The following is a 15,341-nucleotide window of genomic DNA, read 5'->3' as shown; positions in this document are numbered from 1 at the left end:
GTATGACGATCCACGCGTCCAATCGTTTGTCGACCGTAACGCTGCGGTTTATATCCTCCAAACGGCGGCTCGTATTCGATATGCCCACGGAAAAAAAGCGACTGTATTCGTTTTCGGATTCCCGCCAGCCGTACGAGATATTGTCGCCAGTAAACTTCCTGGCGCTAAATTCGTAGATTTGAAGCTAAAGGGATTGCGACGTAACAAAGCCAAAAAGCGAGATACGAGCGCAGAAAAGCTAGACCAGTACTTACGGGAGTTCGCCGGTGATGAAATACGAACGAAAGATTTACGCGATGCCATCGGAGTTCCGCCGTCCACATTCCGGAAGTTCCGTCACGAGGCAGAAGTAGTGCAAATCTTAAAGGAAACTGGGTGGCGGTTTGCAACTCCGCAACGCCTAGAGAGGGTGACTGGATGAGCGACCACTTGACGATTGACGAGTTGCGAGAAGTGGCGGAGTTGTTTGTGGCGCTATGCGACGCCCCAGCAAATGAGAAAGTGGCGATACTTGGCGGTTTCGAGCGCTTCCCTGCCGATAAATTTGCCAATCATCCGTGGGTGGACCCGCCGTCGATACACAAAACGAGCAGTGCCAAGCGGAAATACCGTGATCACGTCGCGTCTTGGCTTGATGGGCGCCATTCCGATCCTGCTCGCATTGAAAAGATGCTCCGCTCGACCGCCATCCTCAACTTAGCCGGTGAAATCACGCTCGAAGACGACTTTTACGAGGACGACATCATTCATCGGGACCGCACTACTCAAATGCAGCACCTCCATGAGCACGAAGAATGGTCGCTGTCCCTGCGGTATGTCGACCGCTCAACCTGCGCCACAAAGGGCTGTGAGACGGTATGGCTGCACTTGGGCGATGTTCGGGCGTATGCAGACGATTTGGAGGCGGACGGGTGGCGATTGGTTACTGCAAAAGGCGGCAAATACCTGGCCCATGATTCGAGTCTAGCGGTGGTTCGGGTGCAAAATGCCAGCGCTCGCCATTGTTGTGACACCCATCGAAAGCTAAGTTCAGCCAATCCGGATGGAAAAACAAGAACGATACCGATCAAAGAGTCGACGCGGCAAACGTACGAAAAAGAGCTGGTCCAAGACTTCAAAAATACTTACGACCCGTTCCAAAATAGTCTTGGGTGAAGGCGCTAAAACAAGCGAAAAGTGTCCGAAAACTCTCTATAAGTAGAAAGATAGTGCATTTGTGCGCCCGATTGGACTCATTTTCGGGTGTATGCGTGCGTATTATGTCAACCGCTATTAAAACGAACGAACCCAAATCTGAAAGGAAGTGCTTGCTTGAGTGCAAACAACTAAGAGTAAATCTAAGGCCGACTATTATCGGAAGTATCGTAGATCACTAAATGGCCGCGTATCTACCGCAGCCTACGCGACACGACGTCGTTTCCCAGCGAGCGAGACGAAGCCCACCAAAAGCCAACTCGACGACTTACTGGCGATGCAAGACGCCGTCTGCGCGCTTACTGGTCGACCATTTACGAGCGTCGAAGAAATAAGCGTGGACCATTTGCACCCGGTCAGCATCATCGGAGAGACGTCTATTAACGATTTGTCTAATCTCGTTTTTGCGCGCCGTGACGCCAATTCGCGCAAAGGAAAGCGCACTTTGGCGGAGTATTACGCTTTGTTCGCCAAACCGGTATGGACGGAAAACGAGCGATATCCTGCTTATGCGTTCCGCGGCAAGACGAAAGCTGATGTCATCGCCTATTTTGACGCGCTCGCCCAAGCAAAAGGCCGCCCGATCCCCGAAAAAATCGAGATTGCCGACGATTTGCTGCTGTCCGAAGAGTTTTTGGCTCGCGGTGAATTCGTCTATGGATCCACGTGTCGCTTTGAGGGCAAGAAATTGGTCTTTGAAGAAGACTACACCACGCTGATGTGGCGACTTAATGAAAATCCAACGGAGGTGCCCGCATGAAAAAACGACGTAAAAAGCGACAGGATGCACCAAAACCGGTGTCTCTATGCTACCCAGCGCCAAAAAAGCGAGAATCCGCGCCATTTGAGCGTACGAAGGACTTCAAAGCGCGAATTCACGCAGACAAATTAGAGGCGGCATTGATGCGTCGTGACGCCCGATTCCGTCAATTGCAAAAGCGAGGGTACTGATCATGCGCCGACTATCGTATGACCCCAAATGCGAGATGGTCCGTATCACCAACGACCAAATGACAGCAGCAGCCGCCCGTAAGGTGCCTTTTGGCGTTGGCGTGGCGAGCTTTTATGACGACCACGCTACAGAGCGCGTTCACCCGGTGATTAGCCCAACTCCGCTCGAAATGGCGCGACTACTGCTTGACGATATCATGCGTTCAGATGGCGATTATGACGACTTTGAACCGTATCGCGACGAGGATGGCGACTGGATTGCCCCGTTGCCGCCAATTAAGCCGGAATATATCGTGGTCAGTCCGGAATTGACCGGGATTGAGCGATACTACGGGGATTGCGTGGTGTTCCGTTATGAGTAGATTTATGTCGTACAATCGAGCGCCGAGCGGGCTTATGCTCCTCAAACCAGCGCCAATGCCTGTACCACCCGTACCTAAAAGTGCGGAAAAACCGAAAAGGAAGGTGCCAACTATGGCAAAACTTAATCTCAATCAAATCAAAGAAATTAGTGCTGAATTACTGGATTGGAAACGTAAAGGACTCACTGCTGCGACAATCGCCGCTAAGGAACAGCTACAAACCGATATTCTATTAATTAACGGGGACCCGATGTTAAAGGGTTTTGATGGCGAGAAAGCCCGCCTTAATGCCTATGCCAAGGCATTTAAACCGTTAGTTGATAAGCACGCTGAGATGCTGAAAAAGCAAAAGCAGGCTCGCGAGTCGTTACAAACCGCAGCCAACGAAGTTCTTGGTGCGGAGCCGCCGGCACCTAGCGCGACGCAACAGCAACTGTTTAACTCGGCTGCCCTTGAACTGCGGATTGCTTCTCGCACGGCGAGCGATGCTAAACAATTTTTCGCAGCCGTTGATTCGTTGATCGCGGCGACTGGCGGTAGTGCCGCTTTATATCGCCAAATCGACGTCGATGCGATTCTTGACGGGTTTGACCGCGTTAATGCAAGCACACTACAAAGTAACGACAAGTTAGCCAATACAACGGATATCAAGCGAGTTATCGCGCAGCTCGAAAAGGGTCGCTTTACCGCAGAGCAAAACGAAGCTAAAGCTTTGCTGGCTGATGCCGCTTTTTTCGAGTCGCCACTATACGTCGGCGAATTGCATGAGAATGTAATTGCCGAACAAACGGGATTAGTGGGCGCGGCATTCCGATCTACTGGTCACAATGCTAAAGTGGCGCTGGATAACCCCGACAACTACAAATTGTTCCTGGACGCCTTGCATCAGGAAGAGTTTGCATCCTATGTAGTGGGTCGTAAAAACAAGAAAATTTATGACCACGAAGTCGCGCAATCAACTAAGTTGCGACAATATGAGGACGTGATCATGGTGTCGGACGGGCGTAAATCTATTGATATCGATACTTCGGAGGTAACTGAGCAATGAGAATCCTACAATCAGACACTGGCAGCTACTTAGAGCATAGCGTCGAGGTGCTGGAGCGGAAGGAGCGCTTTGGCGTAACGAACGAGGCGATTAATGCTCGTTACGTAGCGTTAGAATTAGACAAAGGAGCTATCAAAAAGCCAACAGCGGACACATTGGAACGAGCGGAGGCTAAAGCTTTATCATGTGGTAAAGACAGCGACTATATTGCTGACTATTTCGCGCTGTGCCGCTCATTTTGCGAGCAATTCAGAGCTGTCGAATTAAACTAGAGTCTATAACCGAAAACAGTCGTTGACAACGTCGATATAAAAAGGTAACATTACAGACCCTAAAAAGCTTGCAAGTCTAATATTGCTTGGATACAATGGAGTTATCATTTCAACCGTATTAAAAACGGGAGTTTACTTAATTACTTGCCACTTATGTTACTTAATTACCGAATTAGGGTAACTTGAGATACAAAAGGGTAAGGACACACAGTGATAACCGTTTGTGATGGTTGATAATGTGTTCTCGGATACGAGACTTTATTTAAGAGGAGTTTGTCTGGAAAAGAAAAAAGACGCACAAGCTGCTAACCTTGTACGTCCGACTCTTATAGTTACCAGCTATTAGAGTCAAGGTATTCTACTTTTCAATCAGAGACAAACGCAACCCCGCAATGCGAATCTACGTTCTATAGTGCTGTTTCCTTCGTGATGGTAGGAGACATTGCCTACATTGTGCGGAATTTAATGCGACGGACGGTTTGGATCATGCGGATTCCTTCCGTCTTTTTCATTTGAGTCCGATTTTGGGTCCGATTTTGAAGACTCTCGCCAATTCTTGATAGTCTTGGCGATGTTAAGGAGTTTTTCCACACACTGCAAAGCTACATGAATAGCTGTAAGCAATGGTGTCAAACCCACCAACATGACGAGCATCGGATGAGTTCCCGCAAAAGTAATGAAGTCATTCATCCACAACACCTCCTCTCTGCTCAGAAATCGAGCGAATGAGCGAGGTCGAAGCTTATCTCCCCTCTACTAAGATAGAAGGGACCTATGTATGCAATTATACAAAGATAGAAGATTGGCTGACAAGTGTTTGGCATAAAAATGAAGTCGAAATTATTCAAAGCCAAATTCTTGATTCTAAACCAATTTTTTTAATCCGGCAATAAATTTAGTTCGACAACTCTATTGGAATCTTTCAGTACACCGGTACCCCTCCCGTACTGTAGTTACGCTTTTCAACGCATTTAAAACGCTATCTTCCGCATGATTACGCCTGCTATTATCTTAGTGAGGTGATGATCATGCGGATTTTTGTGCACGACGCCGAAATTTTACGGCTTACTATGTCATACAACGTCAATCAGGATGAAATTGCCCATTTGGGTGGTGTTATTGGAGATTTAGCCGATACTCAACGTCGCGCGCTAGTTGAACGCAGCCGGGGCGCAATAATTGAGTATTGGCGGACTTTTTATCGAGATTTTTTAAGTGGTGCGGTCGACATTGACGCTGACGGACTTTTCCAGTGGGAGTTCGACTTGCAAGACTATAATTAGAGCAGACATACAAAGTGTGACAATGAGCGCTTCCCTTCGCAGGGTGGCGTTTTTTTTGTATTTAAAAAAGGAGTGAGAGTAAACATGATGCAGTTACAAGGGGTTATATCCCTAAAGGACGCCTTTTCATCGCCGATGAAGCAAGCAACAGCGTCGATGCAGACATTTCAGAACCAAATGAAGCAAGCTACCGATGCAACCGGAAGACTCCGGGACGCCAACGGGCGATTCGTAAAAGGCGGTAAGCAGGCGACCGGTATCTTCGATGGACTGACAAGATCAGCGGGAGGTTTCGCAGGTATCGCAGGCAGCTTACCTGGGGCAGTCGCCGGAATTGGCGCAGGTATGGCGGCACTTGGCTCGTTAAGTAAGGCTGCCGAATTCGAGGCGCAGATGAGTTCAATCAGTGCCGTAACGGGCGCAAGTGGTGCGGAGATGAAGAAATTGACGGATTTAGCGATGGATCTCGGCTCGAAAACTAGCTTTAGCAGTCTCCAAGCTGCTCAGGGCCTCGAGGAATTGCTCAAAAGCGGTCTGACTCCGGCACAAGTGCAGGCGGGTGGACTGGAATCGGCACTTAACCTCGCATCTGCAGGTGGACTAGAGCTCGCCGAAGCAGCCGAAATCATGTCGACGGCACTAAACTCGTTCAAAGCGGACGGTATGAGCGCTTCGCAGGCGTCCAACATATTGGCGGGAGCGGCCAATGCGTCTGCCACGTCGGTAGGTGAGCTGAAATACGGCCTCTCAATGGTATCTTCGGTTGCAAGCGGGATGGGCGTCAGTTTCGAAGACGTCAATACAGCATTGGCGGTCTTCGCTCAGAACGGGCTACGCGGATCGGACGGAGGTACGTCGCTAAAAACGATGCTTATGAACCTTTCACCAGCAACGAAAGCCGCCAGCGAGCAAATGATGGATTTAGGCCTAGTCACTGCTGACGGTACCAACAAGTTCTTTGATGCCCAGGGGAATATGAAGTCGATGGCTGACATCGCAGGACTACTCAAAACGTCGCTATCCGGACTCAACGCCGAGCAACGGACGAACGCCTTACGGACCATGTTCGGAGCCGACGCGATCCGTGCTGCAAACGTCCTGTACAAGGAAGGCGCTGACGGCGTCAAAACGATGAATAAGGAAATGTCGAAGGTAACGGCGATGGACGTCGCCAAGGAAAAGATGAACAACGCCAAAGGCGCGATGGAGCAGTTAAGTGGCGCTATGGAGACGTTACAGATTGCCCTCGGTACCGCCGCATTGCCGGCAGTCAAAGAGTTGGCTACGTGGATGGCGAACTTGACGGAGAAATTGCAAAGTGGTGGCAAATTGTCCGGCTTCACGACCGGAATCAAGGCGCTAGGCAAGGCGCTCGTAGCGCTCAAGGAACCGCTCGCTATAGCGGGTATCGTCACGGCCGTAACGCTCGCAATCAGCGGTCTGGCAACGGTTCTAGGCGTTGTCGTGTCGCCAATTGGTGCCGTCGTAGCGGGAATAGCGCTCGTCGGTTGGGCGTTCATGACGGCATACAAAAAGTCGGAGACGTTCCGAAATGCGGTATCGACCGTGATCACGACGGTGAAAGCGAAGTTTGCCGAGTTCAAGGCGTTCTTTGACGCGAACGGCAGTCAAATCTTTGATGCGTGGATCAACGCGACTTCGATGCTTCGGGCGGTATTTGCAGCGGTACTTCCGGTGTTACAACAACACTTTGTCAACGTCTTCAACGGAATCAAGGCAGCACTGTCCGGTTTCTTGACGTTCACACAAGGCTTGGTACAGGTATTCACCGGCATCTTTACCGGCGATTTCTCGATGTTGTGGGAGGGCGTTAAGGCGATTTTCGTCGGTGCTTTCCAATTCATCACGTCAGCGTTTTCGACGTTGTTCCTAAACCCGATTAAGACGCTATTCACCGTCCTCTTTACGGTCGTCACTACTGTGGCGCAAACAGGGTGGGCGCTGATCACGGGGCTCTTTGATGCCGGAATCGCAAAAGCCGGACAGTTGGTGTCGATCGGGATGGAGACCATCAAATCGTATTTCGGAACTGGCGTCGATTACTTGAAAACAAAGGCGTCAGACGCGCTAAATCGCGTAAAAGAGGCATTTTCGAGCAAGTTCGAGGAAATCAAAGGCAACGTTAGCGATTGGGCATCACAACTACCCTCTACGCTCTATGACGCTTTTGCCGGCGCAATTGGCGCTTTAAGCGGAATCGGTACGCTTGTCTGGAATCAAATCAAAGACACGCTCCCGTCAATCAGTGACATCACGGACTATGTGACCGGTTTCTTTGGCGGCGGTAGTGGCGGAGGCAAGTCGAGCGGTCGCAAAGCCGACGGCAGCCACGCTAGCGGTGCATTTAGAATTCCGTACAACGGCTATATGGCCAAGTTGCATAGCGGCGAAGCGGTCTTGACCGCCAGCCAAGCGTCCGCGCTGCGAAGTGCTGGCGTCTTACAGCGGTCTAACGGTAACTTGACAACAGTAGATCCACATGCCGGGGCAGTCGCAGTACCGGTTGGTGGCGGGGCACAGCGTCCGTTTTCGATTAACATTGCAAAAATGGAAGTGCGGAATGATAGCGATATTAGCTCGATTGCAACAAAGTTAGCTGATGCGCTAGCTCGCGGTAAAAATGGATAAGGGGTGGTCGTCTTGCACGAAAGGAATAGTGGGATACAGAATTTAATCCATCAAATCCAACAAATCGGCTATAACACGGAGATTAGATTCCTACGCGGAGAGGTCGTAAGCGGCCCTCCATTTTCTTTTCAATTTACGGAGTTAGACATAGAGATTGACGGAGATATGGTGACAATCCTGCCGAGCCTACTGCCTAGCGAAGAGTATGTAACGTTAGTTGTCGATGGTGAGCCGAAGCAAGCGGTGATTCAGCGGGACGGATCGTTGCATGTGGGAGTTGAAGTGCTGGCGCTGTTTGACGAGAATAATGGCGAGTTTTATGTCATCGCGACACTTTAGTTAATTATTTCATATACCGTATTTAAAAATAAAATATGACACTAAGGTATTTGAAATAAGCATTAAGTTGGTTCTTGTAATTGGAAAATTATCTGAAAATGGTTGCATCGGGGCAATGGGAAGCGTTAAAATGTTCGTAACATAACTGAACGACAAAAAAAGCCCACAGCCGAGAAACAGCGTTGGCGCGCTGAATCTTGGACGTACCCGATGCCTCACCATCGAATACGCTTCTCTGCAGACTTTTATAATTGTTGCCCTCATTATACGGCACATAAACTGCAGAAAACAACCCGTTTGCATATTTTTGAGGACATTATCCTCATTTCAACGGAGCGCGTTTCTCGATTAATTGGTCGGGGAAGCGCTCTTTTTCGTTCCTAAAAGGAGACGAGAACGTTGGAAAAACTAACATTGATGCTAAACGACGCCACACTACAATCCCTATCCAACCACGCCAGCAAAGAAGAACTAAACGCCACTTTTGCTGCTCATCGTGACCGAATCAAAGACGAACTAACGAAAACGGAACGTGAAATCTTCTTTATGCTTGCCTGCTACTCGGTCAAATATCCGGGAGTTTCTTGGCTTGCCCATAAAACGATTGCGTCCGATCTAGGTTGTTCGACTAAAACTGTTCAACGTGCCTTCAACAAATTTGTAGCGTTGGGAGCGGTCGAAGTATTTGAAGCTAAACGTACACGAGATAAGCGTCGTACAACGAATATTGTTCGATTTATCAAGGTGACGGAAACTGCTCAAGAAAGCCAATGCCCGGCAAAATGTCCAGACGAAGCAACCGATTTTGTCCAGACAGTAAACACCTCTTTAACCACCAATAACCTAAAAGATTTAAAACCATTCGAAGAGAACGACAGTCAGCGCCCAACAGTCGCTTCTGTGACGAAGAAAGAGTTGGCGAGCGCTTACGACATTCCGGAGCAAATCGTGTACGCCACTAACGCTCTCCGCTTGTCTGACCGGAAGTTTGTCGAACTATTTGCCAACAACGGTGTAGCGCTACGCGACGCCCTCTTCAAGCACGTCACAAACGTCGAAATGACGCCATATTTGGTTCGCTGGGACTTAATGTCGCCGGCGTATTTGAAATGCCTTCAATCTGCAGCCGTCCGTACCGCTTACGTTGCTAAACATTATGGCGTCAAAAACATCGTGGGTTACTTCGTGCGGACGTACTGCGACCTTGTCGAGAAAGAAATGGCGGTGATAAGCGCCGCATAAACCAACAAAAAGGAGCCAACAAACTATGGCCACAAATATCTTAGTTACCGATGCCCGCTATAACGGCAAAGCCAAGCCCGGTCCAAAGCCGAAAACGACGTTGAGTGTCGCTCAACATCAGGCAATCCAATTCATGACGCTCGGTGACGCCAATGGGCGCCCGATGACGGACATCCAAATCGCGGAGGCGTGCGGAGTTCACCGTAATACGGTCCGTGCTTGGCGCCGACAGTCGTTGTTTGAGCAGGCGTATAAGCAAGCTGTAATTGCCACCAGCGCCGACCGCCTATCCGAGATGATTACGGCAATGGCGGACGCGGCGATCAATGACGGTAACGCTCGAGCCGCGCAACTGGTGCTGGAACTCAACGGCATGCTCGGCAAGCAGGCGATCGTGACGGCCAATCCCGCCGACATCACGCTCACTCCGGACGATATCAAGCGACGCTTGGCGCTGATTGACGCCGCTGCGGTGTTTGGCGCAGGCAACCGTAACAAGGCGTTCAAGATTGTGGAGCGTCAACTGGCGACAGTCTGACCTGTGTGATTTGGTGGCGCAGTGTGGCGGTGATTGGCGCCATAATAGAAGGAATTGGGGCGAGGTATGGCGAAAGGTACCGGGAATAGGCGTGCAAATGGCGCTGAATTTTCCGCAGACGCCTTCTGACGGAGACCCTCGGAAAACTTTTTGAGACGCGAATCACCAGTCACAATCGCCATATCCGCCACAATCCGCTCCACTACGCCATTCCTACCGGTATCCGACAGTGATTCATTGTGATTAATATTGTGATCACGGTGGCTACGCTGGCACCGGAACCACCGCCAAATATGCAGGATTCTATTCATCGCCAGTCAGAGGTTGTCGAGCGCAGAGGTACGGTGACCATACAACCGCTTATTCACGATAAACGGCGCTGTTATGCGGTTCTTGCGTGGTTGCATAGAATTGGCGGGTATTGGCCATAATTACGGTAAAATGGTGATTGGCGCTGTTGAGCCATTTAACGACTATTCAACGGTTTACATAATATATATTATCCTTAAAACGCGCTTTTATCGGTAAAATGCGATGAATAATGATGTATACCGTATGCACCGCTGAGCCCCATCCAGCCCCGTCTCCGACCGCCTACCTTCTACACCAACCATGCGCGCATCAAAAATCATGTTTGACCTCGCTGGACCCGCTGCCCCACGTTCAGTACCGTTCCACTCCGCCCCAAGTCGTCATTTTTCGACAAATCCGGCACCCTCACGAAAAATACCGCACATTAAAAATTACTTTTGGCGCACAAAGTCCGCACACAAACGTCATTTAAGGCGTCTAGGAGGCGTTCTAAGCGTTTCTAACGATTTCCCTAGTGTTTGTATGTATCGAACGCCAGAAACGCTTATACGGCGTCCTGTGGCGTCTGGTGCCGTTTATGACCGACATACCGCTTTTTCCTCGACAAACTTCTTAAGAAAACGCCCTATCCCGCTCGACCATACCTAACCCTTCCCCGCAGACGTGACGCCGTTTTACACCGATACCAGCCGACAAAAAACGCCCACAGACGCGAATTATGCGCTGGGGCGTAGTGATTACCGTTAATCGCTCTCACGGAGCGGCTTTTTGTGTTGTTTGACATACTCGAAGTAATGATCAATCGCCATATCGACAATTACGCTCTCGGAAGTGCCGTGAAACTTTTTCAAGTAGTCGAGCTGATCACGGGTACTGTCGGACAGTGTGAACTGCTTCCGCTTCCGACTACGGTTCGGTTCTACGTGCGGTGCTTTTTCTTGCTGCGGTTGGTTTTTGCTCATGATGATTCCTCCTCCGGTGCTCTGTAAGTCCATTTTACGGCATCAGCGTCAAAAAAGATTCAAAAAAGAAAAATAATCACTAGACAGTGTGCGCACAAATGGTGTACATTATGGGTATCAACTATTTAGGAGGCACAAAAATGGCACACAAAAACTCGCCAGTTACACGCATTGAGCAAGTTCGTCCGGGGTTATTCTACATCCATACAATGGGCGGCATCCACTGGGCCAGCGTCAACGTCGTGGCCAAGTTGCTTAACAGATCCGTTGCTGACACTCGCCGTCTCTCGCTCCTCGTTTGTTGATTTATGCGGAATATCAAATTAGTCACCCATAGCGCCAACTATGCGGTAGATTGGTCCTCATGCGCCAACATGAGCGGTCGATATGATTGGGTTGTCGATTATGACATCGAAGAAGAAGTATTGAGCGGTGCCGAGTTATCCCGCAACCTAGCGCTTGAAGTCGCCATCAAAGCGATCACTGACGTCGTGGGCGTCGATTGCGCCGATGAGAGCGTGCTAGAGCGGGAATTAATTAGAGTCACCGACGATACGTACGTAACGGGACAAATCCGTATTACATTATCTAACATCATCACAGCGTAGCGCCAAATGCGCCTCCTGCAACGGGTAAAGTCAATTGCCCGGCCGCCGCCAATAAGTTCTCACGATAATACAAAAAGCAGCCGCGCCAACGACTGCTTTTTTATATTCCAATCATCTTCTGGTCTTACAATTTATAACTATCTAAAATCTCTTCTATGTTACCTGGAGAAGTCATTGCGTGTGCACTGCTGTTTTCGCGTAAACGCCAATATTCTGATTCGCTAATTTTAATACTCTCGATAAATACATAGTGCCTGCTTGCGCTTTGAGATTCTATGTAGTCTTCCATGAAAACCTCTGGGTGCTTGTCAGTATAGTCAAATCGTCTTTCGTATCTTCGCTTTGGATCATTGTAGTCATGAGCGAAGTCGTAAATTATCACATAATATTCCTTGTCAGAATTGCTCATTAAGTCACCTCTTTTTTGAATATTATACCTCTAAATGTATTTTGATGTATAACCTATTTTCGACAAAGAGCATAAGGGGAAACTGCTATCACTCGCCGCGATAGACTAGGCAGAGCCTAGCGTTACGGTGATAGCGCCAAAACTCCGTAAATGGCACGAAATGTGCCGGTAAATCAGCGGTCTGGCACGCTTTGTGCCACCTTATTCCGCCCCGTCACGACCTAGCAATTTGTCGAGCCATGAGCGTTTTATAGGCGTTATATCCGTTGTAGCAGCGGCACTTGATTTTTCTTCTATAGCCTTTAAAGACTCTTCTGTTGCGGTTCTTCCCTCATTAATCTCCTGTTTCAACCCCGCTACCTCCGTTCTTAATGCCCGGATTTCCATAACTAGCCCAGCCAACAGTTCTTTGGTCATTGGATCCAGTGAAACTGAGGTTGGGATATTCTTTTCCGGAAATTCTGAAGCTACGTCTGTAACACCTTCGGATTTTTCGACCTTTGTAGCCTGCTTTTTATGGCGTTCTACTGCGGTTTTTGCCGCTTTGACTACTGTAACGCCAGGCGTTCTCGCCTCGATAAAGAAGCGGAACAAAGTTAGGTCCCGATCAGAGTAAATTCGCTTACCATTGGTGTCATAGTTGAAACGGTACCCAGCGTCCTGGAGAAGTAGCGCCCATTTCCGTAAAGTAGATGATTTTATATCTAGTTTCTCGCAAACATCAGCGCTAGAGTATGTAAATTCATTATTCACAATATGTACCTCCCATCGTTATAGCGTTCCCGTAACGTTATTTGATTTCAGCTTAACACGCGAAGATTTTCTGGTCGAAAGTAAAATTGCTATTGACGAGATAAAATCGAAACGCCCATTTACGCACCTGCCGTTTGGCGGTGCTTTTCTGGGGTCAACTGACGGTAACGTGCGGCGGCTTTTTATTATTTTTAAGTGGCGCGTTGAAAAGCCATGTACAAACATTTTATGAATTAAATGACGGCAAAGTGATGAAAACCGAAAATAACTGTCAATAAATATATATGAGCGACTCAACGAGTGGCTTTTTTATTTTCAGCGAAACCTGCGAATTTGCCAAGTGAGACGGTTATATAGTGTAGAAAGTCGAAAGTGGGCGAGAAATTTTCGCCAAAAGTGGATAATTTTCTGATTTCTGCCCTATACACAGTGATGCTCATTTAATTTCTATCAATCACCAAGATTGAGAAAGGACGTAGATCCATGCTCTATACCAACGAACGACTAACCCCGCAGCAATTCGAGGCCTTCCGCCAGCATCTAAGACTTAGTTACCGGGAAGTGGCGGATTTATCCGGAATCCCGGAAGGTACCGTTAGGGACTACGGCTTTGGGCGCTGCACGTTCGAACGCCGACCGGAATATCACCGCAAACTCGTCGAAGGTTTGCAACGTCAGTACGACGCTGTTGTTAATGGGATACCGCTCAAATAGTTCCAAAGAGCCTTACCATGTCGATTTCATCGGTTTCAATAAATTGAAACATTGTCAGCAAGATATATACCGTATCAACCGTTAAATATTCCGCTTCTCTACTTCTCTATATAGAAAACTTTAGCGCTTTTTACGATTCGTGCGAGGGAGTGTAACGATACTCGCTAGGTTTGTATGGTGAAGCGCATTGGAGGTTATCAAATGCTACAAACAACAAATACCCAACCGGTGGCCACGTTGACCGATGCATGGCTTGACAAGATGCAATCCTACGGCGTCAACGTTTCTACCAATCACGGTATCCAAGCAGTAAAGATTGCCGACGTACTACATCAATATGACGGCAAGACCGCCCATCAAGTAGCTATTCCCGCCGCGGCCGGCTTTGGAAAAAGCGTCATGATCGAAGAGTTTGCCAAATCCGTTGCCCATCGTCCGGACCGTCCGTTACTTGTCGTCAAATTGTTGAAAGAGGAAGTCTCAGCGCTAGTCGACGCGATTAACGAGGTGTCACCAGGTAGCGCGATGGCGGTAAAAGGGCTACGTGACTGCGCTTCAGCCGCTGCCTACCGTGACCAGTTCGATAAAGCTCGCTTCCAAAACGTTATCGTGATGACCCACTCGATGTTCCAACAATCGCTAATGAGCGACAAGCACCGCGATATGTTTGACCGTCGTGTGGCTGGCGTCGGTAAGCGTGGTAATGGCGGGATTCGGCGTCAAATTATCGTCGACGAGGTACCGAATCTCATCATTCAGCACGAATTTACGCTGGCTGACGTCGACAAGCTAATCGAGGATTTGCATTTCGTCGCTGATCGGATGAAGCGTAAGTACCACTCAAGTTTTGTCACCGCAGCAATCGAGCAAATTAAAGAGTTCCGGGACGAGTTCGGCAAATTCGAAGTGGCCCGCCATACTACGCCACGCTTTGGGGCGCTTAATCCGGGGTTCTTTGCACCAACAACGCTCAATATCGCTGTCAAAGCAATACTCGGTTATGACGTATTGGAACGTCTTACTGCGGTAGAGAGCGCCATTAGAGCGGGATTACAGGTCAGTAAGGTCCACCATGTAGTCGGTGGTAGCCGAGTCCCGATGCTCACTGGCCATGTCGTGTATTCGTTGGCTGATTTGGCGTCAGATTTGCCTATGATTTGCTTTGATTTTACTGCTGACGTTGACCCGCGATACTTGGACTTGCCAGGACTCCAGCAACTGGCGCTCAATGACGAAACGGACTACTCGAACGTCACGATCTATTACTCCAACTACAATACTTTCTCCAAGAGTCACCATGAGAAAGAAAAGTCTAAGCGGCAGTTTGTTCAGATTTTGAAGGACGAGGTGTGGCCGCGGCTTAACGGCGAGATGCCGGTCATTACCTTCCACAAGCGATTTTATGACGAGTACATCGAATTGCTCGAAGAAGAAGGGCTAGAATTTGAATCGAAAATCGCTGACACAGGGCGCTCCGACAATTCATTTAGTCACCTTTCTGCTGCCGTAATCTCTGGACCACTCAGCATGACTGCCGGAACTAACACGGCAATTGTCGAGGTCCTTACGTCGGAATCGGTGATTGATTCGTACAAGATTGGCGTCAACGGTATCGAGTATGACGATCCACGCGTCCAATCGTTTGTCGACCGTAACGCTGCGGTTTATATCCTCCAAACGGCGGCTCGTATTCGATATGCCCACG

Annotated in this window: 17 protein-coding genes; 13 read left to right on the top strand and 4 right to left on the bottom strand. The window is 48.9% G+C overall.

The features are described 5' to 3' along the window. From KNO78_RS15395 to KNO78_RS15370, 6 genes are all read left to right on the top strand, one after another. Positions 1-421 (top strand): hypothetical protein (locus tag KNO78_RS15395; protein WP_214814646.1); only part of this gene is annotated, 421 nt, incomplete at its 5' end. Continuing rightward, positions 418-1,155 (top strand): hypothetical protein, encoded by a 738-nt coding sequence (locus tag KNO78_RS15390; RefSeq protein ID WP_214691703.1) that lies wholly within the window; start codon positions 418-420, stop codon positions 1,153-1,155. The genes KNO78_RS15395 and KNO78_RS15390, both read left to right, overlap by 4 nt. Before the next feature lie 160 nt (positions 1,156-1,315). Then, positions 1,316-1,954: an HNH endonuclease domain-containing protein gene (locus KNO78_RS15385; protein WP_214691704.1), complete on the top strand. Its 639-nt coding sequence runs from the start codon at positions 1,316-1,318 to the stop codon at positions 1,952-1,954. After that, entirely contained in the window at positions 1,951-2,145 is a 195-nt protein-coding gene (locus tag KNO78_RS15380; protein WP_047794720.1) for a hypothetical protein, read from the top strand. The genes KNO78_RS15385 and KNO78_RS15380 overlap by 4 nt, the downstream gene beginning before the upstream one ends. Before the next feature lie 35 nt (positions 2,146-2,180). Continuing rightward, positions 2,181-2,507, top strand: coding sequence for a hypothetical protein (locus KNO78_RS15375; RefSeq protein ID WP_214691705.1), 327 nt, complete (start codon positions 2,181-2,183; stop codon positions 2,505-2,507). A 112-nt stretch (positions 2,508-2,619) separates the two neighbouring features. Next, positions 2,620-3,555, top strand: coding sequence for a hypothetical protein (locus KNO78_RS15370; protein ID WP_214691706.1), 936 nt, complete (start codon positions 2,620-2,622; stop codon positions 3,553-3,555). A 734-nt stretch (positions 3,556-4,289) separates the two neighbouring features. On the opposite strand, the gene KNO78_RS15365 is transcribed toward KNO78_RS15370, so the two are convergent. Next, a complete protein-coding gene (locus KNO78_RS15365; RefSeq protein ID WP_214691707.1) occupies positions 4,290-4,517 on the bottom strand; it encodes a hypothetical protein in 228 nt (75 codons plus the stop codon). Positions 4,518-4,855: 338 nt separating this feature from the next. Between KNO78_RS15365 and KNO78_RS15360 the strand changes: the two genes are divergently transcribed. The 5 genes from KNO78_RS15360 (at position 4,856) to KNO78_RS15340 (ending at position 9,878) form a co-directional block, all read left to right on the top strand. Further along, positions 4,856-5,110 (top strand): hypothetical protein, encoded by a 255-nt coding sequence (locus tag KNO78_RS15360; RefSeq protein WP_214691709.1) that lies wholly within the window; start codon positions 4,856-4,858, stop codon positions 5,108-5,110. Between the two features lie 84 nt (positions 5,111-5,194). After that, entirely contained in the window at positions 5,195-7,759 is a 2,565-nt protein-coding gene (locus tag KNO78_RS15355; protein ID WP_214691710.1) for a phage tail tape measure protein, read from the top strand. 12 nt (positions 7,760-7,771) lie between these two features. Continuing rightward, positions 7,772-8,098 (top strand): hypothetical protein, encoded by a 327-nt coding sequence (locus tag KNO78_RS15350; protein ID WP_214691711.1) that lies wholly within the window; start codon positions 7,772-7,774, stop codon positions 8,096-8,098. A 399-nt stretch (positions 8,099-8,497) separates the two neighbouring features. After that, positions 8,498-9,340 carry a helix-turn-helix domain-containing protein gene (locus KNO78_RS15345; protein ID WP_214691712.1) on the top strand — a complete coding sequence of 281 codons (843 nt, stop codon included), beginning with the start codon at positions 8,498-8,500 and terminating at the stop codon, positions 9,338-9,340. Between the two features lie 25 nt (positions 9,341-9,365). After that, a complete protein-coding gene (locus KNO78_RS15340) occupies positions 9,366-9,878 on the top strand; it encodes a phBC6A51 family helix-turn-helix protein (protein ID WP_214691713.1) in 513 nt (170 codons plus the stop codon). Between the two features lie 1,055 nt (positions 9,879-10,933). Here KNO78_RS15340 and KNO78_RS15335 read toward each other — a convergent pair. Beyond that, complete coding sequence (locus tag KNO78_RS15335) at positions 10,934-11,152, bottom strand: hypothetical protein (protein ID WP_214691714.1); 219 nt, start codon at positions 11,150-11,152, stop codon at positions 10,934-10,936. Positions 11,153-11,460: 308 nt separating this feature from the next. Here KNO78_RS15335 and KNO78_RS15330 point away from each other — a divergent pair, with 308 nt between their 5' ends. After that, positions 11,461-11,760 carry a hypothetical protein gene (locus KNO78_RS15330; RefSeq protein WP_214691715.1) on the top strand — a complete coding sequence of 100 codons (300 nt, stop codon included), beginning with the start codon at positions 11,461-11,463 and terminating at the stop codon, positions 11,758-11,760. Between the two features lie 124 nt (positions 11,761-11,884). Here the strand turns inward: KNO78_RS15330 and KNO78_RS15325 are convergent, their stop codons facing one another. Both KNO78_RS15325 and KNO78_RS15320 read right to left on the bottom strand, forming a co-directional pair. Further along, positions 11,885-12,169, bottom strand: a complete 285-nt coding sequence (locus KNO78_RS15325; RefSeq protein ID WP_214691716.1) for a hypothetical protein — start codon at positions 12,167-12,169, stop codon at positions 11,885-11,887. A 201-nt stretch (positions 12,170-12,370) separates the two neighbouring features. Beyond that, a complete protein-coding gene (locus KNO78_RS15320) occupies positions 12,371-12,922 on the bottom strand; it encodes a hypothetical protein (RefSeq protein ID WP_214691717.1) in 552 nt (183 codons plus the stop codon). Positions 12,923-13,837: 915 nt separating this feature from the next. Between KNO78_RS15320 and KNO78_RS15315 the strand changes: the two genes are divergently transcribed. Next, positions 13,838-15,341: hypothetical protein (locus KNO78_RS15315; protein ID WP_214814645.1), on the top strand; the 1,504-nt coding region annotated here is incomplete at its 3' end.

Origin of the sequence: Exiguobacterium sp. s132 (assembly GCF_018617235.1) — a bacterium.
Classification (GTDB): domain Bacteria; phylum Bacillota; class Bacilli; order Exiguobacteriales; family Exiguobacteriaceae; genus Exiguobacterium; species Exiguobacterium profundum.
This window is presented reverse-complemented; position numbering and strand designations above follow the sequence as displayed.